Source organism: Anaerotignum lactatifermentans DSM 14214, assembly GCF_900142265.1.
GTDB lineage: Bacteria > Bacillota > Clostridia > Lachnospirales > Anaerotignaceae > Anaerotignum > Anaerotignum lactatifermentans.
The window spans coordinates 32467-54761 of sequence record NZ_FRAH01000007.1 but is presented as its reverse complement, the minus strand read 5'-3'; the positions used below and the strand labels follow the sequence as shown (position 1 = coordinate 54761).

Sequence of the window (22295 nt, the reverse complement as noted above, 5' to 3'; positions counted from 1 at the left end):
TAAAGGTTTTTTTGCAAAAAAACTGAAAAACCACAACGCACAACCAGACTTTTGCCCCAAAAACCACAGAAAACACCTGCCCTTTTTTCCCTCTGCTGGTTTTCTCTGGCAAAATTGCACAAGCGGGACAGTCTTTCCCCCACAAGACAAAAGGGAGATTCCTTCACGAGAAAACAAAGAAAGCCGGAATCCTTGCAGTGCAAGTCCCCCAGCTTTCTTCCTGTTTATGGGAAATATTTTGTCTTTATTTCTCCAGTTTTTTCGCAGGGTCCACCCGCTCGCCATTTACCTCCATGGCAAACACCAGATGGCTGCCCAGTGCCGCCTGATATTTGGTAGGCTGGTCCAGTTTGCCTACGGTCTGACCTTGCTTCACGGTATCGCCTTTTTTCGCCATACCGTCTGCCGCCAGCGGACCGTATGTAGTCCGCGTACCGTCTGCATGTTCCAAAACAAGGGTTCTGCCGCTTTCGTCATCCTCTTTGATTTCCGCCACAGTGCCGTCTGCCGCCGCTTTGATTTCCGTGCCAGCTTCCGCCGCGATACAAAGGGTATCATTGGTGCGGTACTGGTCAAGGGTCGGGTCATAGACCGCCTTGTCCACACTGTAAGGCATCACCGTTTCCCCAGTGACAGGATAGACGTAAGTCACTGCCGCTGTCTGTTGTGCTTTGGCTGTACTTTTTTCTGTTGTCTTTTGTTCAGATGTTGTTTTGGTTTCTGTTGTTTTGGCTTCCTGCGCTGGTGTCGGGTCAGGTGCCTCACCGTCGTCATTGCTCATTTGTTCTCTCTGGGCTTTGGCTGTGTCCAGTGTGGGGCTTTTTGCCACCGTAACGGGAGAAGCCGGGCTTTCCTCCGCTGTCATGGGCTCCTTCACATTGCTCCATGTGTAGTAAGTCATGCCTGCCCCCAGAGCTACCACGCATAACCCCATGGATACCAGCACTGCTGCCATTTTGCTTTCGTTTTTCTTTTTCATTCTGCCAACACCTCCAAGGCTATTTTGACCAGCCTTGCCCTGTTTTATGCAGTTTTTTCAAAAGAAATGCCTGTGTAATAATGGCTGAGGATTTCGTGATAGTCCATGCCTTCCTCCGCCAACGCCTTTGCCCCATACTGGCTCATACCAGCCCCATGACCATACCCCTTGGTGGTGAACACAAAATCCTCTCCCTGCCGCTGAACAGTAAAGTCCGCGCTTCGCAGCCCCAAAGCCGTCCGTACTTCTAAGCCCGTCAATGTGAGATTGCCTGCCTGTATCTGCTGGATATACCCCGCTTCGCTGCGCTGGATGCCGGAAAAATCCAGTTCCACCGCCGAAACGCTCAAATCTCCCAACGCGGAAAGTTTTTCCCATACGGTCTGCGCCGAAAGGGTTTCGGTAACAGTATTGTCTGGTGCGGACAGGTCACCGCTGCTGTCCACACTCCGCAGATAGGGGATTTCCTGCACCCAGACGTTTTCCGAATCCTCCGTTTTGCCTGCGCTTTGGGCATGAAACACCGCTAGGATTGGCTCTCCCTCATATACCATGATTTCCCCTGCCGTTTCCTCCACTGCCTGTGAAACCCTTGCGGCGTATTCTTCGTAATGCTCCCCCCATTTTTCTTTCTGGGCAGCTGTATCCGCATAGGCTTGTCCCACATCATAAAGGACAGCATCACTGCCTGCTTCCTCCATTTTCCGCACCTGATACGTCCTTGCTGCCACCGCCTGGGCCTTCAGGGCTTCCATGGGAAAGAGGGCAGGCATTTCCGCCGACACCACCCCTTGCACATATTCCTCCAGTTCTGTATGCTCAGGGCGTAAGATTTGCAGGTAGTCCGCCGGTCCAAAGAGATTTTTCGCCTCTGTCACCGCTTCTGTGCGAAATCCCCCGAAAATGGCCGTTACCAGCAAAGGAATGACAATGACTGCCAGCAGCACATAGCCCACCAGTACCCCCAAAACTTTTTTCACCATACTGCGCCACTTCCTCTCCGTAACAGCCTATGCATCCTCGTCCCCCAAAAGAACAGGGCAAATAAAAAAAGCCGAAAACATCCTGATTTTCTCAAGATATTTTCGACTTCTATTATCGAATCCAGTATAACCAGATACTGAAAATCATCACAACTACAAATACTGCCATACCGATTTTGGCATCCCGCCGTTCCACACGTCTGGCGCGTTTCAGCCATTCCGGGTGTCCGATGTCCGTCACATAAATGCCGCCGAAAAGCCCCGTTTCCGTTTGCAGACGAAGCTTCGTTTCCTTTCGCAGCATCAGATAAGACCGACGGGTCAGACGGAAGTGATAGGTGACACCGTTTTGGATGCCTTCCAAAAAGTATCCTTGGTTCAGCCCTTTTTCCGTGCCCTGTTCATTGGCGATGAAGCACCGGCAGGACAGCAGTTTCAATTCCTGTCGTTTTCTTCTCAGACGGTCAATGGCAGTATACACCATACGGGTATAAATCACATTGAGCCAGAGCAGCGGCAGTGTACTGAGCGCCATGCGCCAGATGGGCAGTTTCTGACTGCCCCAGCCCTGAAGATTCAGCATATATCCCTGAATCTGGGCTTGGGCAACGGAGTAAAACAGTAGGATAAACACACCGATATACAAAATGCCAAACAGTATGTTATGCTTTTTCCGCTGGCGGATGTTCCACATTTTCACATCCACCATGCCCAGCCTGCAAATGAGGAACATGACGAAGCAGATCAGTACCATGAGCCCGTTGATCTGCATACCCGGTTCATAAGTGATGGTCAGGGCCAATATGGGAATGAGCCAGCCTATGAGCAAAACCCAGCCTTTCCGCCCCGTCACCACTGCCGTGAAGATGCAGCCATATGCAGTTATGAGTGTGGCAAAACCCAGCCATTCCATTACAAAAGACCCCTTACAACCTTACTCTTTAAATACCGCGGAAAATATCCGGGCGGAATTTGCTTCTTCTGCGGCTTTCTTCAATCTGCGCCAGAATTTTATCCCGTTCGCCGTTGAGGGTTCCGCCCAAAGCAATATAGTTGGATGCGTGGTTAGCACGGAACATGGTGCCTTCCGCGTCTACACTGCGGATGAACAGTTCTGTTTCGTCCAATACTTCGTGAGGGTCTAAGAGTTCCACTTCGCCTCTGTTGTACTGGTCATACAGCTCTGTTCCGGGTTCTACCATCAGTGTCAAAAAGCCCACATATTCCGGTTTGATGGCAGAAATGACACGGGCGCTGTTCAGTGCGTGTTCTCTCCAGCGTTTTTTGCCGCCCAGACCGGAAATGATTGTCATGGACAGAATCATGCCAGCTTCTCTGACTTTGATGCCGGCAGCAATCATTTCTTCGGAAGTGACGCCTTTTTTCACTTCTTTCAGCACTTCGTCATCGCCGCTTTCCAGACCCATGTAAACCATGTCCAGACCAGCGTCTTTGAGCTGTTTCAGTTCTTCCGGTGTTTTGCCCAGAATGTCTTTGGGGGCGCCGTAAACGGAAATGCGTTCCACTTCGGGGAAGTATTCATGGCATTTGTCCAAGATATACAGCAGATCCTTTGTTTTTACAATCAGAGCGTCGCCGTCTGCCAAAAAGATACGGCGCACTTTGATATGGCTGTAGTATTTTCTAGCCATTTCCAAATCTTCCGCCACTTCTTCCAGAGGACGGATACGGAATTTCTTATCCTTATACATATTGCAGAATGTGCAGGTGTTTCTGGCACAGCCAATGGTCAGCTGAATGATCAGGCTACCCGCCTCACTGGGCGGTCTGTAAACGGTTCCTTCATATCGCATCAAACATCTCTCCTATTCTGTGTTATCGTCGTTCATATCATTTTATTATACAGGCAAAACGGGGATTTTATCAATACCCATTTCTTCCATTTGACAATGCGTCGATTTTTGTCTATAATAGGGCATGAACTTTTTCGTTAATACGGTTTTTGTTTCTGAAGCAGGCGGGAGGACGGCGCCTTTGCATACGGGGAGGCAGCATCTGCGGCTGTTTTTTTGTGTGCATTTTGCAAAAATCCTGACTGATTTGGAATCCGTCTGATTATGTGGAAGCCGCTCTGCGGCACCCCCATTCCTTCTGCATGAAAGGGCGCGGCATCGAAAACCTTATTAAGCGATTATCCTAGGATAATCGAAAGGGGAGCAGCTTCGGCTGTTCCCTTTTCCATTTTTCCTGATTTTTTCAGGGGAAACACAGAAGAAAGCCGAAATCCTTTCCATAACAAGGACTTCGGCTTTCTTTATGTTCCTGTGAAGCAGCCCCTAAGCGTGACGCTGCTTTCTATTGTTTCTTAAAATTCTTCTACCAGACCGTCACTGTTGAATTCCAATGTAACGTTCTTGCCTTCTTTCTTTTCAAAATCTTTTTCGTCGTCCAGACCGCAGTTCTTCAGCAATGTGTTCTTGGAAACAGTGTTGAAGGACCATTTTCTGCTGTCGGTTTCAATGACAACGCTGCCGCTGTCGTATTCCACAAATTCACCTTCTGCGGATTCTACTCTGGCATTGATGCGTTCCACTTTATTGCTGTCACTGATGGTTGCTTCTACATAAACTTCAATGTCTTTATCCTGCAGCATTCTTTCGAACATATCTTTTGTGCTGTAAGTGAAGCTGCTGCTGGTGATATAAGTCTTGGAATCCCAGCTGTAGGATTTGCCATCGATCTTGATCTTGCTGCCATCCAAAGAAGCTGTGCCTTTCACGCGTTTTGTACCGCTGTTGTAGCTGCTGTCTGTTACGATGATCTTGGAAATTTCACCATCGTTGTTGAATTCCAGTTCTACGGAAGAACCGCGGTAACCTGTTGTTTGCAGATCTTCTGCATCGTAATCATCACTGTCTGTCTTAGGATTGCTTACTGTTTTCAGTTTGAACTGAGAACCATCGGATGTTTCCAATGTCAGTGTATTTTTCTTGTCGCTGTCACTGGTATCTTTGCCGTTGTATTCAATCATTTTACCTTCGGCAGCGGTCAGTCTGGCTTCGATATCTGTAATCTTGTTATTACCGTCTGCTTTGATTTCCGCATACAGTGTTACATCGTCACAGTTTGCCATACGGGTCAATACGGTCAAAGAACTTGTCGGTGCACCGCCAATTTCCAAAGAATCTTCATCATATTTACTTTGCAGCGTATATTCTGTGGAAGAAGTCTTGAATTTCAGCTTGCCATCTTTGATATATTCCACAGTGCCTTTTCTTTCGGTTTCTTCCGCTTCACCAAAAGCATTTTCTCTGTCACCGTCTTTTGCCATATAGATCGCAGTGATCTTGCCGGATTTATCGAAATTCATGCGGGCATACATGGTGTCGTAATCGTCTTCATCATCGTCGCCATCATAGAAGGATTCCGCACCTTTGAAGGAAACTTCATTCCACTTGCCTTCCCAGATATAGAAAGTAATGTCACTGGTGGAGCCAAATTCATAAGTGGTGGATGTACCGCCTCTGGAAACGATGATGCGGTCTTTGTTGAAGCCTTTCACTGTGTAAGTGGAAGAAGCAGTATTGTCTGTAAATTTATCTTCTGTCATCACAACTTTTGTTGCTTTGCCCTTGCTGTTTACAGTTACTTTTACATAAACAGTGCCGCTTTCTGCCATTTCTTCCAGATCTTTGGCAGAAGATTTCTTATCGCCGATGTAGAATTCGCAATCAGATGCGAAGTCTGCACTCTTTCTAGCATTGCTGCCGGAAGCTTTGTAGGATACGGTGGTGCTGGTGAAGTCTGTCACTTCCCCTGTCTGGGTGTATTCATCCTTCACTGTTACATAAACAGCATTTGCATACAGTACATCCTGACGTTTACCATCTACTTTTTCATTCTTTGTTTCTGTGTACAGTCCGGCATATACGTACTTGTCAGAATTATCGTCAATGACATCTTTGATGGCACTTTCTGTGGTCTTTTTGCCGTCCAGATAGTATGTGCAGTTGGTGTTAATCTTATATTTTGTGGTTTCGCCTGTGTTTTCACTTTCCAGATTCAGATAGCCATCTTTCAGGGAGTAAATATACCCAACCGCGTCATATTTTTCCTGAGCGGACGCTTCTTCATCCAGCAGATAAATCTTTGTGATTACCAGACCGTCGAATACCAGGCTGACTCTGTCGCCTTTGGTCAGGCTGCTGATGGGCAGTTCTCTGCTGCCATCTTTGTTGTAAACACTGATATTATCATCGGAAAGAGTCAGTCTGTTCCGTTCGCCGTTGTCCATCTTTACATCGACATCGTAATAATCGCCGTCATGGTTGACGATTTCTGTGATTTCACCTGTGTTTGCCAGTTCGTTGGACAGCAGGTCATAGGTCTTGTTCATCATCACTGCCATTTCCGCACGGGTGATGTTTGCTGTAGGATTGAAGTTGCCGCTGTCGTCACCTGTCACAATGCCCAGTCTGGTCAGCAGATCCACATAAGGCATGGCTTCGTCGGAAATACGCCATACGTCGTTGTAATTCACGCCAGTACCAGCGTAAATGTCGTATTTTTCAGACAATGCACGACCAAACATCACAGCCACATCCTGACGGGTTGCAGGATTGGAAACACCGTTGGTGGTGAACTTGGGCAGATCAGCTGCCATCAAAATCTGCGCAGACAGACCATAAGCCACTGTGGACTGACTCCATGTAGGAATCTTGTAAGTGTTCAGCACAGACTGATAGATAGACAAAGTATTGGTAGCACTTGCTTTCAGATTGCCTGTTTTGCTCATGAGGTTGTATACCATCACCATAGCTTCGCTGTAAGTGACGTTGTTTTTCGCACGGAAAGTGCCGTCCTCATAGCCGTTGATGAGACCTTTGTCGGATACAGCCTGGATGGTGGAAGATGCCCAGGACACTTCGTTGATATCGGTAAATGTGGCAGCGGATGCTGTCACGGGCAGACTGCCTGCCACCAGAACAGCAGCCAGCGCCATTGCCATTTTGCGTTTCATGTTGTATGTACCTCCTTTGGGATTGTATATTTTGTCAAAATTATGGTACTCCAATGGTATCTTATGGTTTAGTTTACCATATTTTCCGATGATTGCATAGACCCGCTTCTTTAAGATTTCATTGCAATTTCTGGAAATGTCCCCTGTAGTATCATACGAAAAAAGGGGACGGAAAGTTCCCCCTTCAGACTGGCAAAAAACCAGATTTTACACTTTTGTAGAACCACGGAAGGGTTTGGGAAACGAAGCGTGTCCCAAATGCAATCCGCAGTCGGAATTGACTTCCGACGAGGAAAACAGCACGTTCCAAGGCATTTTTATGCCGATGGAATGTGCTGTTTATACCTACAGTAACCTCGTCAAAATCCTGATTTTGACGAAGGGTGTCGACTTTTTCGACACCCTAAAAAGGGGGCTGGAAGTTCCCCCTTTTCCTATGCCCCTTCCTGAGCTGTCTGCTCCATGCGCTCTACAATGGCTTCATTTGCCGTCACAGAAACCATCTGCAAATGCTTGTCAGCGCCTCTGGCCGCTGTTTCTGCCTCCTGTATGAGCCGCCCCAAAGCCGTTCCAGTCTCCTTCGTTCGCAGACCAATGATGGCTGTATGCCCTGCCACCACCACGGCACTGTCGGTGACACCGGGAACTTCCATCAGGGCTTTTTGTATCTGCTGGGCACGTTCTTTGGGATTTTCCGTCACTGCCGCCAGACTGGTGGCTGTCTGCTGCCCTGCACAGCCGCAAAGGAGGAAACAGAGCAGAAAAACAACATATTTTTTCAAATTTCCACCCCCATTTCTCTTTTAACATACCCCAGAAAACTGCTTTCGCTCCATGGAAAATCCAGCTGTTTTTTCCGCAAAAAAACTGTATACCACCGCACTTTTGTGCTACAATAAAGAAAAAAGCCGATACATCCGCAAGGAGGGATTTTTATGGAAAGAGAACACAGAAGACATTACCGTGTAGCCATGCGCCAGCTGGAAGAAACACCGGCAGAAGGCATGTATGTAACCAGAGAAGAAGCCAGAGGATATGCCATCCTCACAGCAGCCCTTGGCGCTCTGCTGTTTCTGATGATCCTGTTCAAAGGCAGAAAAAAATGAACCCCATGCCCTTTTGACCCTGTCAAAAGGGCATTTTTCCGCCCAAAGCAAGGTATTCCTTGCCATTTTCACCGCTTTTGGCTATAATGTTTAACAGTGAACACGCAAACCGTTTGGAAAGGAAGAAATGAAATGAAACTGGGTATCGTAATTCAGCAGCCTATTTTCATATCTCTTTATATCTCCATGTAACCCCGCAAACCCGCATGGTTACTGCATTTCTCAAAATCGCAACTCTATAAAGAAGCACATAATTTCATATACTTTAATGCAATTTGGGCGTAGAAATGGGCGTAGATTGAGTAATCGAAATCAGAGTCCAACGCACATTGAATCAGCAGTTGCTACGTTTTACGGTTTCTACGGTTGCTCCCCAAATGGCATTTTAACCCAACACGAAAATTGAAGATACGTTATTGCAACCGCATGAGCGGCGTTTCTCAAATCCCTTGCCGGGAGAAAAGGAACGCCGCTTTTTTCATGCCCTCATGTTACGCAATAGGGGCGAAAAACGCCTTGATTTACGCGGCTTCCAGAGTGCAAAACGAGCAAGGCAAAGGAAAGATACCTTTCCCCTTAAAATCGTCGTTCTACTGCGTAACAAATCCACAGTAAAGGAGTGATGAATCTATGGCAGTTTTCCGAGTGGAACGCAATAAGGGCTACACCGTAATGAGCAACCACCATCTACGCAACAAGGAACTTTCCCTAAAAGCGAAAGGGCTTTTGTCGCAGATGTTATCCCTGCCGGAAGATTGGGACTACACCCTTGCAGGGCTGTCCCATATCAACCGGGAAAGTATCGACGCGATCCGCACCGCCGTATGGGAGCTGGAAAAAGCCGGATATATCACAAGGCGGCAGGGGCGCGACGCAAAGGGCAAAATGGCAGCGATTGAGTACACCATCTATGAGCAGCCACAGCCCCCGTTATTGGAAAACCCGATGTTGGAAAATCCAACTACGGATAACCCGATATTGGAAAATCCGACAACGGATAATCCGACGACGGAAAATCCAATGCAATTAAATAAAGATATACAAAGAACTGACTTACCAAAAAAAGATAAATCAAATACGGATTTATCAATTACCCATTCCATTCCTATCCTTTCCCCTAACCCCTCTCCTTTTGAGGACGACGCGGCAGAGCCGCAGGAAAGGAAGCGAAAGGAAACGGAAATGCAGAGCGCATTTGAGATTTACGAGGAAATCATCAAAGAGAATATCAGCTATGATCTTCTCAAACAGGATATGCCCTATGATTGTGACAGGTTAGATGAAATCGTTGACCTCATTCTTGAAACGGTCTGCACCCGAAGAAAAACAATCCGTATTGCCGGGGACGATTATCCCGCCGAGCTTGTAAAAGCAAAGTTTATGAAGCTGGACAGCGAACATATCCGCTTTGTCCTTGACTGTATGCAGAAGAACACAACGAAAATCCGCAATATCAAGCAGTATTTACGGGCGGTGCTATTCAATGCCCCGTCTACCATCGACAACTATTACACTTCCCTTGTCGCTCACGATATGGCAAGCGGCGCACTTGCACCGAGAAAACCGAAGTTTGGCGACCCCGATTATTATTCCTGCAACGAAAACGAAAGCCTGTAAAAACTAAAAGGAGGACGATTATATGAAACAGGGAGCTTTGATTTTCGATGAACTGACTGACCGTTACGACATTCGCTTTGACCTTGCCGATTACTACGGCGGCTTGCATTGCGGCGACTGCTTGGAAGTATTCACGGGCGGCAAGTGGAAACCTACCCGCATGGAGTACGGGGACAACTGGTATCTTGTGGGTATTCGCGCCGAAGATTTGAACGGGCTGCGGGTGCGGATTTAAGCGGGGCGACGTGAAGAACGGACGCCCTGTTTTTATGCCCAGAAGCGGCGTACCACCCTAACATTTTTACGATTACCGGGAAAGGAGGACGGTAAATGCAAGATGAAGTAAACGAAAAAGTAGTTGCTTTATCCATTAAGACCTCAAAGCTGACCGCCGAAGTGCTGCAAAAAGCTATGAAAGCGGTTTTAGACAAAGGCAAACAGCAACTTTCCAAAGCCCCGCATGGAAAAATCACTATGCGGCAGCTTATGAAACCGGGCGAAAAGGTAACGAATATCGAAATCACAGACGCAAATATTAAAGCCTTTGACCCTATCGCAAAGAAAAACGGGCTTGATTACAACGTCAAGCGGATAGAAAACGGGAAACCGCCTACTTACCTTGTTTCCTTTCGCGGCAAGGATATTGACGTTATGACAGAAGCGTTTCGGGAGTTTTCCGCAAAGAAGCTCTCACGGGAGCAAAAGCCCTCTATCCGTAAAGCGTTGGCGGCGTTCCGGGAAGCAGCGAAGCAGCTTAACGCAAACCGTCAAAAGACAAAACACAAAGACAGGGGGATTGAGTTATGAAGCCGGAAATCAAAAAACTGCTTATTCTCAACGCCCCGTATCTGATCTTTGTATATCTCTTTGATAAAGTCGGACAGGCGGCGCGGCTTGCCCCCGGTGCAGATATGAGCGCAAAGCTCCTGTCTATCGGGGACGGATTTGCCGCCGCTTTTTCAAACGCGCTGCCGAGCTTACACCCCATTGACCTGTTGATCGGGATTGCAGGCGCGGCAATTATCCGGCTTGTCGTTTATGTGAAAGGCAAGAATGCGAAGAAATACCGCAAGGGCATGGAGTACGGTTCTGCCCGATGGGGAAAAGCCGAGGACATTAAGCCATACATTGACCCGGATTTTCAAAACAATGTGCTGCTCACACAGACGGAACGGCTGACGATGAACAGCCGCCCGAAGCAGCCGAAATACGCAAGGAATAAAAATATCCTTGTAGTCGGCGGTTCGGGTAGCGGCAAGACGAGATTTTTCGTCAAACCAAACCTTATGCAAATGCACAGCAGCTATGTTGTAACCGACCCGAAGGGCTATACTTGGAGAGGATAGAGAAAGGGTGCGTCACACGAGATAAAAGTACATAAGGAAGGGAGGTTAAAACCGTGGCAAAAAAAGAAGAAATTAAAATCACAGCATTGTATGAGCGACTGTCCAGAGATGATGAACAAGTCGGAGAATCCAACAGTATCCAGAACCAGAAAATGTACCTTGAAGAATATGCCCGTCAGCATGGCATGAGAAATATCCGGCATTTTTCGGACGATGGGTACAGCGGCACGAACTTCAATCGTCCCGGCTTTAACGCCCTTCTGGAAGAAATTGAAGCAGGTCATGTGGCTGTCCTGATCGTAAAGGATTTAAGTCGTTTTGGCAGAAACTACCTGCAAGTCGGCTACTATACCGAGGTCGTTTTCCCGAAAAAGGGCATCCGGTTTATCGCCATCAACAACAGCGTGGATAGCGCAAACCCCTCAGACAATGACTTGACCCCGTTTTTGAACATCATGAACGAGTGGTATGCGAAAGATACCAGCAACAAAATCAAGGCGGTATTCAAAGCCCGGATGAAAAACGGCATGAGGTGCAGCGGCTCTATCCCCTATGGTTACAAGCGCACCAAAGAGGACAAGCAGCTGCTGCTCGTGGATGAACCGGCTGCCGAGGTTGTCAGGAAAATCTTTCGTTTGGCTTGTCAGGGTATTGGAGTGACTGCCATTGCCGAAATGCTGTCAGCGGAAAAGATACTGATACCGTCTGCTCATGCCGCCAAGTATTTTCCTGAAAATTGCAGACATAGCGAGGTTGCAGACCCCTACCGCTGGAGCGCAACCACCGTAGGGTACATTCTGGACAGGCAGGAATATCTGGGACATACGGTGCTGGGCAAATCCATCTGCGAGAATTTCAAAACGAAGCAGCGCAGAGCCGCCACAGCCGATGAACTGATGATTTTCCCCGATACCCATGAAGCCATCATTGAACAGGACACATGGGATATTGCCCATAAACTGCGGTTGCAGAAGCGTCCGAAAGCAGCCAACGGAACCTATACCCACCGTCTGTCCGGCTTGATTTACTGTGCAGACTGCGGCGCAAGGATGAATTTTTGCAGCCCGGACAGGGTGAAAAGCGGAAAACGGTTTGATTCAGACTCAGCTTTTCAGTGTGGAAATTATCGGAATACTGCCGGTCAATGTGTATCCCATTTTGTCAAAACATCGGTTCTGGAAGCGGTGATTTTACAGGCAATTCAAGCGGTCAGCAAATATGCCCTTGAAAATGAAGCCGAGTTTGTTGCCCAGCTCAAAAGCATCTGGAATGAAAACCAGAGCAAGAACACAGACAGCGGACAGCGGGAACTGGAAGAAGCCAGAAAGCGCATGGCAGAGCTGGATACCATGATTCAAAACCTGTACGAAAGCTCCGTGAAAGGTGTACTGCCGGAACGACAGGCGCAGCGCATGATCCAGCAGTACGATGAAGAACAAATCCTTCTGGAACGGCGGATACAGGAGCTGGAAAGCCAGATTCAGCAGGAAACCGTAAAGAAAGCGGACACGGAGCGTTTTCTGGCACTGGTCAGAAAATACCGTGACTGCACAGAATTGACCGATGCCATGCTCTACTCTTTTATCGACCGGGTGGAAGTTCATGAAGCAACTGGTGGGCGCACCATCTACCGCCAGCAGAACATTGACATCCACTTTAATTTCATCGGCAGCTACTACCCGCCTGTTGAAACCGTGTCCGAGGAAGAACGCATTGCCGCCATAGATGCGGAGCAAAAACGGAAGAAGCAGGAAAAAGGCAGACGAGCCAACGAACGCAGGAAACAGAAAATAGAAGCTCTGCGGCTGGCAGCAGAAGCCGGTGATCCGGAAGCGATTGCCCAGTATGAACAGCATTTGAGCAAACTGCGGGAGCGAAACCAGAAGTACCGCCAGAAGGTTCGGGAAGCCCGAGAAGCTGACCCGGAATATCTCCGGCAGCTGGATGAAAAAGAGCGTATGCGTCAGGAAAGGCTGCTGGAAACCGAGCGTAAGCGTATGGAACGAGCCACCCGGAAAAAGAAGCTGTCACGAGCTGAGCTGAGAGAAAAAGCTAAAACTGACCCGGAAGCAGCCGAGCAATGGGCGGCAATGAAAGCCAAAGAAGCCGAAGCCCGGCAGCGCAAAAAGGAGCGTGAAGAAGCCCGGATAGCGTCAGACCCGGAGTATGCGGCTATGATGGCAGAGCGTAAGGCTGAATATACCCGCACACGGACAGCCAAACGCAAGGCTGAACACGATGCACTGGTCGAGCTTGCCAGGACTGACCCGGAAGCTGCCCGACAGTTGGCTGAAAAGCGGAAATACCAGAGCGAAGCAACCACAAAATCCCGTCAGAAAATGAAAGCGGCGGCAGAAGCCGGTGATCCCGATGCAATCAGGCGTTATGAAGCCTACCTTGCCAAACGCAGGGAGGATTATCATAAAAAGAACCAAAGTAAGGAGGAAATATCCGCATGAAAGAGTTAAAACCGAGAATCCACGAAAACGGCATGGACTATGTGCTGGTGGGCGATTACTATGTGCCGGATTTGAAGCTGCCGGAGGAACGCCGCCCCATTGGTCACTGGGGACGGCTGCACCAGTCCTATCTGAAACAGTTTCGCCCGATGGTTTACAGTGACCTGCTTTTGTCCGGCAAGCTCCACACTGTCCTTGCCGATTTGAACGAACAGGCAGCTGACAGGCTGCACCTGATTATCCGCCAGATGGCAGAAGCCGAGGGTGTGACCGAAGCCATGAAAGCTGAAAACCAGATTTTGTGGGTGCAGTCCATGAACTCCATCCGCAGCCGGGCTGAGGAAATCATCAAGGCAGAGTTAATCTACTGTTGAAGGGAGGTGGTGTTATGATTTTGAAAGAAATGTACAGTGGGAGGTTTTATCCATGTGAAACGGTTGTCCCCACATCGGAAGTATACCGCAAGGCGGTCAAAGCCTGTGAGAAACTGATGGAGCAGCTGTCCCAGCGGCTCAGCAAAGAGGACTATGAGCTGGTGAAGGAACTTCGGGCGCAGACAGCAATCGCTCAATGTGAAGAAAGCGAAAGCCACTTCAAATACGGCTTTTCCGCTGGGCTGATTGTTCAGCACGAAGCCTATGAACAGGTCAATGGGGAGAAATAGCCATGTTTCTGTTAAAGCTGTTGGCGTTGCCGCTGGTAGCAGTTGTGACCCTAATTCAATGGGTGGCAATCTTTCTGACTTCCTTTTCTGCTATTCTGTTTGACCTGCTGGCAGGAATTATCTTTATGATTACGCTTGCAGGGCTGCTGTTCGGTGTGTGTACCGGTATGGAAGCATTGAAAATGCTGGCAGTCAGCTTTGCAATCTTCATCATCCCCCAGATAGCGGAATGGCTAATTGAAAGAATTGTAGATATAAACTACGGACTGCGTGATTTTATCAAGTCCTGACCCGACAATTTCATATCGTTCACAAAGCGACAGGTATTCCTATGGGAACTATCTGCCGCTTTTATTTTTATCAACTTCAAGGAGGACTATTTTATGAAAATGAGCATTGGTGAAAAGAAAATCCTGTTTGTCTTTGGCTGCCCCAACCGTGAAGCAACGGTGGATCGTCTGTATCAGGTGGCAGACCTGATTCCCGACCCTGCCGGAAGGAAAGCCGTGGAAGTTCTGGCTGACAAGTTGGACAGCGAGGGCGTAGAAAAGTGGTATCGCTGCTTCTTCTACAATATGAAGCTGGAGATGGAAGCCTATTACCGGCACAAGGCTATTTTGAATCGTATCGTGGGCGGCAGTATGGAGGTTGACAATGACGAGATTGACGAAGATTGAGAAAGAAACCATCATCCTGTTCAACGAGGGAGAAAGCACTGCCAGCATCTACACCTACAATGCCGGACTGAAAAAGCGGCTGGCAGCGTTCAGTAAAAAGTATCCCGACCTGTGCCAGCTGGAAAAGCCGGAGCATCTGGGCGGTGTGTCCTACCTGATCGACAAGTCCCGGCTGTCCATCCGCTTGCAGCCGCCGTACAGCGAGGAACGCAGGCAGAAAGCCAGCCAGTACGCCCGGGAAAATGGTTTCAGCAGCAAGACAAAGTAATGTAGCGATAAGGGTTGATTTGCGGTCAGAATGTCGGGTTTGCATCCGATGTTCTGACCGATACATACAAAGCGTTTATCATCTAAAAAGCGGTTGATAGACATTGGTTTCTATGGTATAATAATATGAATTGATCTGCGAAGGAGGTGTAGGCTATGGCAAAAAACAAACTGGTTGCCCCAGTAGTAAAATGGGTTGGAGGTAAGCGTCAGCTTTTGGACGAAATTACCCCTTTACTTCCTAAGCGGATAACATCATATTGTGAACCTTTTTTAGGTGGTGGAGCAGTACTTTTTTCAATCCAGCCTACAAGGGCAATCGTAAATGATTTGAATCAAGATTTAATAACAGTCTACGAGGTTATTCGTGACGATGTTGAAAGTTTGCTGGAATCCCTTAAGAAGCACGAAAATACTGCTGAATACTTTTACGCTATCCGAGATATGGACAGAGATAAAGAAGTATATCAAGCTATGTCGAAAGTTGAAAGGGCTTCGAGACTGATATATCTCAACAAAACTTGCTTTAACGGATTATTTAGAGTAAATTCATCAGGCGAGTTCAATTCCCCATTCGGGCATTATAAAAATCCGAATATCGTTAACGAACCTATACTGAGAGCTGTTAGCAAATATTTTAGTGCAAGCAACATCACATTTTATAGTGAGGATTTTGCCGAAACGCTGAAACGGGTACGAAAAGGAGGTTTTGTTTATCTTGATCCCCCTTACGATCCTGTTTCTGATACAGCAAGTTTTACCGGATACAACAAAGGTGGTTTTGACAGAAATGAACAGATCCGCCTAAAACAATGTTGCGATGAGTTAACTCGGCGTGGTGTCAAGTTTATGCTTTCCAATTCCGCAACAGAGTTTATCAAAGAACTGTACGGGGAGTATGAAATTACCATAGTAAAAGCGAAACGAGCAATTAACTCTGATGCAAGCAAGCGTGGAGCCATCGAGGAGGTGCTTATCAGGAATTATGGGACTGAATGATACCGCCTGGGAGAACCTTTTTGATAAGTATCACATACTTGCTGAAATTGAAAGAAATGGTCAGTTTACTATTTCAGCCAATCAGATTAAGGAATTTCGTGAGCCGAGGTTGATGACCAAGTTTGACCACAAAGTCAATCTACCAACTATTTTTGCTGAAAATCAATTGGCGATTTTGCCTGTTACTCGTGGCGATTATGTTATCTCGTCATTTTCAGCATACAAAGAGTTTGAGCAACCGTCCACAGATGTTCAGCGAATTTCAATTCCAGCACACATCCAAAGTTTGATGCCTCAATTCCTCGTAAGTGAAGCTATTGCGTTGAACTGTGCAAACGCTTGTGGAATTTTGGAAGATTTTCTGGAAGATGAAGCATTAGTAGCAACAGTTAGTGGGCGTATGAGTTCAGGGGAATTTAACTTTAACATCGATTCTGCATCAGGAACAAGAGCGGTGTCTGTTACTAATTCCCAGATCGAAATCGATGCTGCATACGAAGGAATTAACTATCTTTCCCTATTTGAAGCCAAAAGGGATTTGTCAGATGATTTTCTTGTACGCCAGTTATATTATCCGTTTCGTGTTTGGAGCAACAGGGTTACTAAGATAGTTAAGCCGGTTTTTCTCATTTTTTCTAACGGAATTTTTAATCTCTATCAATACCAATTTGACGACCCGCAGAATTACAATTCGCTCAGATTGGTAAAACAAAAAAACTATGTAATTGCAACGGAGATTTGTCTGTCCGATATTGAAAATCTGTTAGGAACTGTACCTGAGGTTCAAGAGCCAGAGATCTCTTTTCCGCAAGCAGATAGTATGTCCCGCATCATCAACCTTATCGAATTGCTGCATGAAAAGCCGATGACTCGAAACAGCATTACAACGGAATATGCGTTTGATGTACGACAAACAAACTACTATACCGATGCTGGAAGATATTTAGGGCTTATCGATAAGGGACGAGATGAGGATAATAACATTCTGTTCCAGCTTTCAGAAAAAGGGCATCGTATTATGAATCTGGCTTATCGAGAGCGTCAGCTGGCGATAGTTTCACAAATATTGGAACATAAGCCTTTCCGGGAAACGCTTAAACTACATCTTCAAAATGGTGTTATGCCTGACAAAAATACTATTGTGCGAATTATGAAAAACTCAAATTTGTATAATATTGGTGCTGAAAGCACATATTTCAGGCGTTCTTCCACTATTATCGGCTGGACAAACTGGATTTTGAGTATCATCGATGATTAAATAGTCGATGGTATAAATTGTTCCAGAGAGGAGGTGTGGTTGTTATGGCAAATGATCAAAATTCGCAAAGACCCAAAATTCAATCCCATGGCTATAATGGGAGTGAGCCTACTCGTATTTGTCCTAAATGCAAACAAGAAAAACCGCTAAGCGAATTTGGGTTCAGACAAATGGAGAATGGTGAGATTAGAAATCAGTCATGGTGCAAGGACTGTAGATCATCTTACTAAACCTTGTTGGCTTATCAAGGAGAAGTGGACACCTTGATAAGCAAGGGTTAGAAACATTGCTCCTCTGACCGTCTATCGTAAAAGATAGGCGGTCTTTTTTGTTCAATCATCAAAAGGAGACGATACACATGAATGAAAAACTGGAAAAGCTGAACCGCCAGAAAACCGCAGCCGAGAAAAAACTGATTGCTGCCCAGCACAGAGAGAAACAGCTGGAGCATGAGCTAAAACGCCTGACACGGAGCGAGAGAACCCACCGGCTTTGTACTCGTGCCGGGATGCTGGAGAAGTTTCTGCGTGAGCCTACTTTGCTGACCGATGACGATGTGATGGAGCTGCTGACCTTCCTCTTTCACGATGAAGCCGCCCAAAAGAAACTGGACACGCTGATTGAGGAGCGGAGAAAAACGCTGACAACGGACGGCAGCGAGAACCCCTTGTTTTAACAAGGGCGCAATTATACACCGCCTAAAGGTGGTGCATTGCGTTCTGCCGAAAGCCCCTTGCAGGGAGCTGATGATTCCCGCACAGGATAAATCCTCTGCTTCAATCATCCAGTGGAAGCTGCACTTCCCCTGCGCTGACTAAAGCCAGCTACCCCTTTGCCCCCTGCTGTCCGAAAATCCCTGTCAGACAGGAATTTCCGAACAACAGGAATAGAACCCGATGACCTGACCGCTTGCAGCTTTGCAGACGGTCTTTTGTTTTGCCAAAGGAGATGATGAAGTGGCAAACCCTCATTTTGAAATCAAAATCACGAAGCGAAGTAAACGGCAGTCAGCTGTTGCCGGAGCTGCCTACCAGAGCGGCGAGAATCTGTTTTCCGAGTATGACCAGAAGCACAAAGACTACCGGAAAAAGGAAGGTGTGGTCTACACGGAAATCATGCTGCCATCCCATGCCCCGCCGGAATACGCAGACCGGGAACAGCTCTGGAACTCCGTGGAAGCCGTTGAAAACCAGTGGAACTCCCAGCTTGCCAGACGGTTTGTGCTGGCACTGCCCAGAGAAGTGCCGGAGGAACTGTATCCCCAGATGGTGCAGGACTACTGCAACCAGTTTTTTGTTTCCAAAGGCATGATTGTTGATTTTGCCATCCATGACCCAAAGCCACCGGGACACAATCCCCATTGTCATGTGATGCTGACCATGCGGGCAATGGACGAGCATGGAAAATGGCTTCCCAAAGCCAGAAAGGTTTACGACCTTGACGAGAACGGTGAGCGTATCCGGCTTCCATCAGGGAACTGGAAAAGCCATAAGGAGGACACTGTTGACTGGAACGAGCAGTATCATGGGCAGGAGTGGCGCACCGGCTGGGAAACAGTGCAGAACCGTTATCTGGAAATGGTGAACAGCCCTGTCCGTGTCGATCTCCGTTCCTATGAAAAACAGGGGCTGGACATCATCCCCACCGTCCACATGGGAGCTGCTGTCACCCAGATGGAACGCCGTGGCATCCAGACCAATATCGGCAATCTGAACCGGGACATCAAAGCCGCCAACCGCATGATGAGCGTGATCCGCAGCACCATTCAGAATCTGCGTGACTGGATCAGCGATATTCTGGAAGCCCGGAAAGAGCTGCTGGCAGAGAAGAAGCCGGAAACTTCATCCCCCGACCTTATCAATCTTCTGCGGGATTATCTCAATCTGCGAAAGGCAGAACGCCGGGACTGGTCAAGATACGGTCAGCAAAAAGGTACAACGAAAGATTTACAGTCCTTTGTCAACGCCACCAATTATCTGAAAGACCATGAGATTTTTACGCTGGAGCAGCTGGACAGTGTGCTGGAGGAAGTGAAACAGAAATCCGGCAGCATCAGCACCGGCATGAAGAAAGCCGAGAGCCGCATGAAAGTGATTACCGGCATCCAGAACGCCGTTGCCGATTGTCAGCAGCATAAAGCTATCCATGACAAGTATGTGAGAATCGGCTGGAAAACTGTGCAGTCCGTTTATGCGGAAAGCCACCGGGACGAGCTGGACGCATACAACAAGGCATACCGTTTTTTGAAAAAGCATGGTGTTGACCTGAATGTTAATCTGGAAGCCCTGCAAGTGGAATATGAACAGCTGCAAACTTCTCACGCAGAATATACCGAACAGCTGGCGGCAGTACAGGAGGAATTGAAGCCGCTGAAAGAAATCCGTTACTGGGTCAGCAAGGTACTTGACCCGGAACAGGCAGATGTCAAAAAGAAGCTGGAGCCGAAGCACTCTGTCACCGAACAGATTCAGGATTATCGAGAGGAATCCAGAAAAAAGGACGAGCAGCACCGGCAGGAGAAAAAACAGAATATGGAACTGTAAGGCATCTGATTTTCAAAAGAAATCGGGTGCCTTTTGTTTTGTCAGGAGGTGGAATTTTGAATGTATTTGAAGCGGTCAAACAGAATGTGACCACCAGACAGGCAGCGGAGCTGTACGGCATCACTGTCAGCAGAAATGGCATGGCGGTCTGCCCTTTTCACAACGACAAAAACCCCAGCATGAAACTGGACAGGCGTTTTCACTGCTTTGGCTGTCAGGCTGATGGGGATGCAGTGGATTTTGTTTCCGGGCTGTTTCAGCTGCCCAGCAAGGAAGCCGCCATGAAGTTGGCTGATGATTTTGGGATTGCCTATGACAACGGGCAGAAGCCGACCGTCAAACCCCATATCAGGGAACCTACCCTGGAGCAGAAATACAGGCAGGAAGAAATGCACTGCTACAAGGTCTTATGCGAATACTTCCACCTTCTCCAGAAATGGGAACAGCAGTATGCCCCGCAAACGCCGGAGGATGACCTGCATCCGCTCTTTGTGGAAGCCCTGCAAAGAAAAACCTACACAGAGTATCTGTTGGATAGTTTTCTGGACGGATCGCCGGAAGAACGCCGGGAGCTTGTAGCACAGCAAGGAAAAGAGGTGATGAAACTTGAGCAGCGAATTGCAGAATGGACAGCAGCCGGAACTCTGCACCGTGGAACAGGTCAGAAGCAGCTTGGAACAGACCGAGAAAGGTAAGGTATCCAATGCCGCAGCCAACTATAAACGGGTGTTTCAGCTTGACCCTCTGCTGAAAGGAGCGATCCGAAAAAATCTGCTGACTGAACGAGTGGATATTGTGAAGCCCCTCGGCTGGTATCGGGACAGCCCGACCCTGACCGATGTGGACATCAAATATCTGCTCTTGTATTTTGAGGAAAACTATGGGCTGACCATCGAGAAAAAGATACAGGATGCCGTGATGGTGATTGCCAACGAAAACCGCTATCACCCTGTCCGGGATTTTCTCAACGCCTTGCAGTGGGACGGTATAGAGCGCATCCGATATTGTCTGCACCGTTTTCTGGGAGCAGATACCGATGATTACACCTGTGAAGCCATGCGGCTGTTCCTTCTGGGAGCAATCTCACGGGCGTTCCGTCCCGGCTGTAAATTTGAAATCATGCTCTGTCTGGTGGGCGGTCAGGGAGCCGGAAAGTCCTCGTTCTTTCGCCTGCTGGCAGTTCAGGATGACTGGTTTTCCGATGACCTGAAAAAACTGGACGATGAAAATGTGTATCGCAAGATGCAGGGACACTGGCTGATTGAGATGTCGGAGATGATTGCCACCGCCAATGCCAAGAGTATTGAGGAAATCAAATCCTTTCTCAGTCGCCAGAAGGAAACCTATAAAGTGCCATACGAAACCCACCCGGCTGACCGAAAACGGCAGTGTGTGTTCTGCGGTACTTCCAATACGCTGGATTTTCTGCCCCTTGACCGCACCGGCAACCGCCGTTTTGTGCCGGTCATGGTACATCCAGAGCTGGCAGAAATCCACATTCTGGACGATGAACCGGCAGCAAGAGCCTATCTCATACAGGTCTGGGCAGAAGCAATGGAAATTTACCGCAGAGGAAACTTCAAGCTCCGGTTCAGCCCGGCAATGAACGAGTATCTGAAAGTCCACCAGCGTGACTTCATGCCGGAGGACACCAAAGCCGGGCAGATCATCGAGTATCTGGAAAAGTGTTCAGATAACATGGTCTGCTCCAAGCAGTTGTTCCAGGAAGCTTTGGGACACAGCTTTGACGAGCCGAAGCAATGGGAAATCCGGGAGATCAACGACATTATGAACAACAGCGTGACCGGCTGGAGGGCATTTTCTAATCCCCGGTACTTCCGCAGCCCCTATGGGCGTCAGAAAGGCTGGGAGCGCATCCAGCCCGACAACGGAGGTGGAGATTTTCAGGAATTGACGCCGGAGGAAGTGGAGCAGCTGGAACTTCCCCCAGAGTGGCTAAAGTAAAAAATCCGTGCCGGTTGCCGTTTTGTTGTCGAGCCGGTTGTCGGTCTGGTTGTCGGGTGAAAGTCTGAAAACCCCTGATTTGATGGGCATTTTCTCCCCCTTGACAACCATGACAACCGACTTTTATAAAAAAAGAAGAAAAAGAAAATAGAGCATCTGCCCGACAGAGTTTTAAGGTTTTCTGATGTCCGTTGTCAGGACTTCGTTGTCAGCCTTTCCTTTGTCGGGCTTTTTTACAGGAGGTGTCGCACATGGAACAGGCAGCAGCCAAAACGAAAGCAGGACAGGCAATTCCGGCAGGAACATTCAGCATGAAGCTGGGCAAGACCACCTATGTGGTGGGCGTTCATTTCAGCCAGACCGCAAAGGACACGCTGGAGGACAAAATGAAGCGACTGATGAAGGACGATGTGAAATCATCGAATTTTTGATGCAAAATTCGGTGAGATAT

At 47.9% G+C, this 22295-nt stretch carries 23 protein-coding genes and 1 pseudogene; 18 read left to right on the top strand and 6 right to left on the bottom strand.

Annotation, left to right across the window (positions count from 1 at the left end):
• Window positions 1–244: 244 nt before the first annotated feature.
• From BUB35_RS03380 to BUB35_RS03355, 6 genes are all read right to left on the bottom strand, one after another.
• Window positions 245–979: a M23 family metallopeptidase gene (locus BUB35_RS03380; RefSeq protein ID WP_072849113.1), complete on the bottom strand. Its 735-nt coding sequence runs from the start codon at window positions 977–979 to the stop codon at window positions 245–247.
• A gap of 44 nt (window positions 980–1023) precedes the next feature.
• Window positions 1024–1962, bottom strand: a complete 939-nt coding sequence (spoIID, locus tag BUB35_RS03375) for a stage II sporulation protein D (protein ID WP_084730539.1) — start codon at window positions 1960–1962, stop codon at window positions 1024–1026.
• A gap of 112 nt (window positions 1963–2074) precedes the next feature.
• On the bottom strand, window positions 2075–2875 hold the full coding sequence (locus BUB35_RS03370; protein ID WP_072849111.1) for a hypothetical protein: 801 nt from the start codon (window positions 2873–2875) through the stop codon (window positions 2075–2077).
• 28 nt (window positions 2876–2903) lie between these two features.
• The gene (locus BUB35_RS03365; protein ID WP_072849109.1) at window positions 2904–3776 is read right to left on the bottom strand and encodes a radical SAM protein; all 873 of its coding nucleotides are present in this window, start codon (window positions 3774–3776) and stop codon (window positions 2904–2906) included.
• A gap of 512 nt (window positions 3777–4288) precedes the next feature.
• Window positions 4289–6943 (bottom strand): S-layer homology domain-containing protein, encoded by a 2655-nt coding sequence (locus BUB35_RS03360; protein ID WP_072849107.1) that lies wholly within the window; start codon window positions 6941–6943, stop codon window positions 4289–4291.
• Between the two features lie 434 nt (window positions 6944–7377).
• Window positions 7378–7725 (bottom strand): YhcN/YlaJ family sporulation lipoprotein, encoded by a 348-nt coding sequence (locus BUB35_RS03355; RefSeq protein ID WP_072849105.1) that lies wholly within the window; start codon window positions 7723–7725, stop codon window positions 7378–7380.
• Window positions 7726–7878: 153 nt separating this feature from the next.
• On the opposite strand from BUB35_RS03355, the gene BUB35_RS19000 reads away from it, so the two are divergent.
• The 18 genes and pseudogenes from BUB35_RS19000 (at window position 7879) to BUB35_RS03265 (ending at window position 22275) form a co-directional block, all read left to right on the top strand.
• Window positions 7879–8049, top strand: coding sequence for a hypothetical protein (locus BUB35_RS19000; protein ID WP_159432856.1), 171 nt, complete (start codon window positions 7879–7881; stop codon window positions 8047–8049).
• 630 nt (window positions 8050–8679) lie between these two features.
• The gene (locus BUB35_RS03350) at window positions 8680–9666 is read left to right on the top strand and encodes a DUF6017 domain-containing protein (protein WP_072849103.1); all 987 of its coding nucleotides are present in this window, start codon (window positions 8680–8682) and stop codon (window positions 9664–9666) included.
• A 22-nt stretch (window positions 9667–9688) separates the two neighbouring features.
• Window positions 9689–9901, top strand: a complete 213-nt coding sequence (locus tag BUB35_RS03345) for a DUF5348 domain-containing protein (protein WP_072849101.1) — start codon at window positions 9689–9691, stop codon at window positions 9899–9901.
• A gap of 95 nt (window positions 9902–9996) precedes the next feature.
• Window positions 9997–10473 carry a PcfB family protein gene (locus BUB35_RS03340; RefSeq protein ID WP_072849099.1) on the top strand — a complete coding sequence of 159 codons (477 nt, stop codon included), beginning with the start codon at window positions 9997–9999 and terminating at the stop codon, window positions 10471–10473.
• A pseudogene (locus BUB35_RS03335) lies at window positions 10470–10994 on the top strand (type IV secretory system conjugative DNA transfer family protein); the annotation flags it as partial. The gene BUB35_RS03340 and the pseudogene BUB35_RS03335, both read left to right, overlap by 4 nt.
• A 71-nt stretch (window positions 10995–11065) precedes the next feature.
• Window positions 11066–13471 (top strand): recombinase family protein, encoded by a 2406-nt coding sequence (locus BUB35_RS03330; protein ID WP_072849095.1) that lies wholly within the window; start codon window positions 11066–11068, stop codon window positions 13469–13471.
• Window positions 13468–13845 (top strand): TnpV protein, encoded by a 378-nt coding sequence (locus tag BUB35_RS03325; protein ID WP_072849093.1) that lies wholly within the window; start codon window positions 13468–13470, stop codon window positions 13843–13845. The genes BUB35_RS03330 and BUB35_RS03325 overlap by 4 nt, the downstream gene beginning before the upstream one ends.
• Window positions 13846–13859: 14 nt before the next feature.
• Complete coding sequence (locus tag BUB35_RS03320; protein ID WP_072849091.1) at window positions 13860–14135, top strand: DUF6809 family protein; 276 nt, start codon at window positions 13860–13862, stop codon at window positions 14133–14135.
• Window positions 14136–14137: 2 nt separating this feature from the next.
• Window positions 14138–14425, top strand: a complete 288-nt coding sequence (locus BUB35_RS18810; RefSeq protein ID WP_072849088.1) for a hypothetical protein — start codon at window positions 14138–14140, stop codon at window positions 14423–14425.
• Between the two features lie 93 nt (window positions 14426–14518).
• On the top strand, window positions 14519–14812 hold the full coding sequence (locus BUB35_RS03310; RefSeq protein WP_072849086.1) for a hypothetical protein: 294 nt from the start codon (window positions 14519–14521) through the stop codon (window positions 14810–14812).
• Entirely contained in the window at window positions 14790–15080 is a 291-nt protein-coding gene (locus BUB35_RS03305) for a molecular chaperone (protein ID WP_072849084.1), read from the top strand. Before BUB35_RS03310 ends, BUB35_RS03305 begins: the two co-directional genes overlap by 23 nt.
• 155 nt (window positions 15081–15235) lie before the next feature.
• Window positions 15236–16078, top strand: a complete 843-nt coding sequence (locus BUB35_RS03300) for a DNA adenine methylase (RefSeq protein WP_072849081.1) — start codon at window positions 15236–15238, stop codon at window positions 16076–16078.
• Entirely contained in the window at window positions 16065–17336 is a 1272-nt protein-coding gene (locus BUB35_RS03295) for a type II restriction enzyme (RefSeq protein WP_072849079.1), read from the top strand. The genes BUB35_RS03300 and BUB35_RS03295 overlap by 14 nt, the downstream gene beginning before the upstream one ends.
• A 358-nt stretch (window positions 17337–17694) precedes the next feature.
• Entirely contained in the window at window positions 17695–18012 is a 318-nt protein-coding gene (locus BUB35_RS03285) for a DUF3847 domain-containing protein (RefSeq protein ID WP_072849075.1), read from the top strand.
• A 280-nt stretch (window positions 18013–18292) separates the two neighbouring features.
• Window positions 18293–19879, top strand: coding sequence for a MobQ family relaxase (gene mobQ, locus BUB35_RS03280; protein ID WP_072849073.1), 1587 nt, complete (start codon window positions 18293–18295; stop codon window positions 19877–19879).
• Between the two features lie 56 nt (window positions 19880–19935).
• Window positions 19936–20574, top strand: coding sequence for a CHC2 zinc finger domain-containing protein (locus tag BUB35_RS03275; RefSeq protein WP_072849071.1), 639 nt, complete (start codon window positions 19936–19938; stop codon window positions 20572–20574).
• Window positions 20498–21844: a virulence-associated E family protein gene (locus BUB35_RS03270; protein WP_072849170.1), complete on the top strand. Its 1347-nt coding sequence runs from the start codon at window positions 20498–20500 to the stop codon at window positions 21842–21844. Before BUB35_RS03275 ends, BUB35_RS03270 begins: the two co-directional genes overlap by 77 nt.
• A 251-nt stretch (window positions 21845–22095) precedes the next feature.
• On the top strand, window positions 22096–22275 hold the full coding sequence (locus tag BUB35_RS03265) for a transposon-encoded TnpW family protein (RefSeq protein WP_242949188.1): 180 nt from the start codon (window positions 22096–22098) through the stop codon (window positions 22273–22275).
• Window positions 22276–22295: the final 20 nt, after the last annotated feature.

Bases quoted from the DNA above. Each gene is read 5' to 3' on its own strand.
- BUB35_RS03380 (WP_072849113.1), bottom strand. From the start codon at position 979: ATGAAAAAGAAAAACGAAAGCAAAATGGCAGCAGTGCTGGTATCCATG.
- spoIID (WP_084730539.1), bottom strand. From the start codon at position 1,962: ATGGTGAAAAAAGTTTTGGGGGTACTGGTGGGCTATGTGCTGCTGGCA.
- BUB35_RS03370 (WP_072849111.1), bottom strand. From the start codon at position 2,875: ATGGAATGGCTGGGTTTTGCCACACTCATAACTGCATATGGCTGCATC.
- BUB35_RS03365 (WP_072849109.1), bottom strand. From the start codon at position 3,776: ATGCGATATGAAGGAACCGTTTACAGACCGCCCAGTGAGGCGGGTAGC.
- BUB35_RS03360 (WP_072849107.1), bottom strand. From the start codon at position 6,943: ATGAAACGCAAAATGGCAATGGCGCTGGCTGCTGTTCTGGTGGCAGGC.
- BUB35_RS19000 (WP_159432856.1), top strand. From the start codon at position 7,879: ATGGAAAGAGAACACAGAAGACATTACCGTGTAGCCATGCGCCAGCTG.
- BUB35_RS03350 (WP_072849103.1), top strand. From the start codon at position 8,680: ATGGCAGTTTTCCGAGTGGAACGCAATAAGGGCTACACCGTAATGAGC.
- BUB35_RS03345 (WP_072849101.1), top strand. From the start codon at position 9,689: ATGAAACAGGGAGCTTTGATTTTCGATGAACTGACTGACCGTTACGAC.
- BUB35_RS03340 (WP_072849099.1), top strand. From the start codon at position 9,997: ATGCAAGATGAAGTAAACGAAAAAGTAGTTGCTTTATCCATTAAGACC.
- BUB35_RS03325 (WP_072849093.1), top strand. From the start codon at position 13,468: ATGAAAGAGTTAAAACCGAGAATCCACGAAAACGGCATGGACTATGTG.
- BUB35_RS03320 (WP_072849091.1), top strand. From the start codon at position 13,860: ATGATTTTGAAAGAAATGTACAGTGGGAGGTTTTATCCATGTGAAACG.
- BUB35_RS18810 (WP_072849088.1), top strand. From the start codon at position 14,138: ATGTTTCTGTTAAAGCTGTTGGCGTTGCCGCTGGTAGCAGTTGTGACC.
- BUB35_RS03310 (WP_072849086.1), top strand. From the start codon at position 14,519: ATGAAAATGAGCATTGGTGAAAAGAAAATCCTGTTTGTCTTTGGCTGC.
- BUB35_RS03305 (WP_072849084.1), top strand. From the start codon at position 14,790: ATGACGAGATTGACGAAGATTGAGAAAGAAACCATCATCCTGTTCAAC.
- BUB35_RS03300 (WP_072849081.1), top strand. From the start codon at position 15,236: ATGGCAAAAAACAAACTGGTTGCCCCAGTAGTAAAATGGGTTGGAGGT.
- BUB35_RS03295 (WP_072849079.1), top strand. From the start codon at position 16,065: ATGGGACTGAATGATACCGCCTGGGAGAACCTTTTTGATAAGTATCAC.
- BUB35_RS03285 (WP_072849075.1), top strand. From the start codon at position 17,695: ATGAATGAAAAACTGGAAAAGCTGAACCGCCAGAAAACCGCAGCCGAG.
- BUB35_RS03265 (WP_242949188.1), top strand. From the start codon at position 22,096: ATGGAACAGGCAGCAGCCAAAACGAAAGCAGGACAGGCAATTCCGGCA.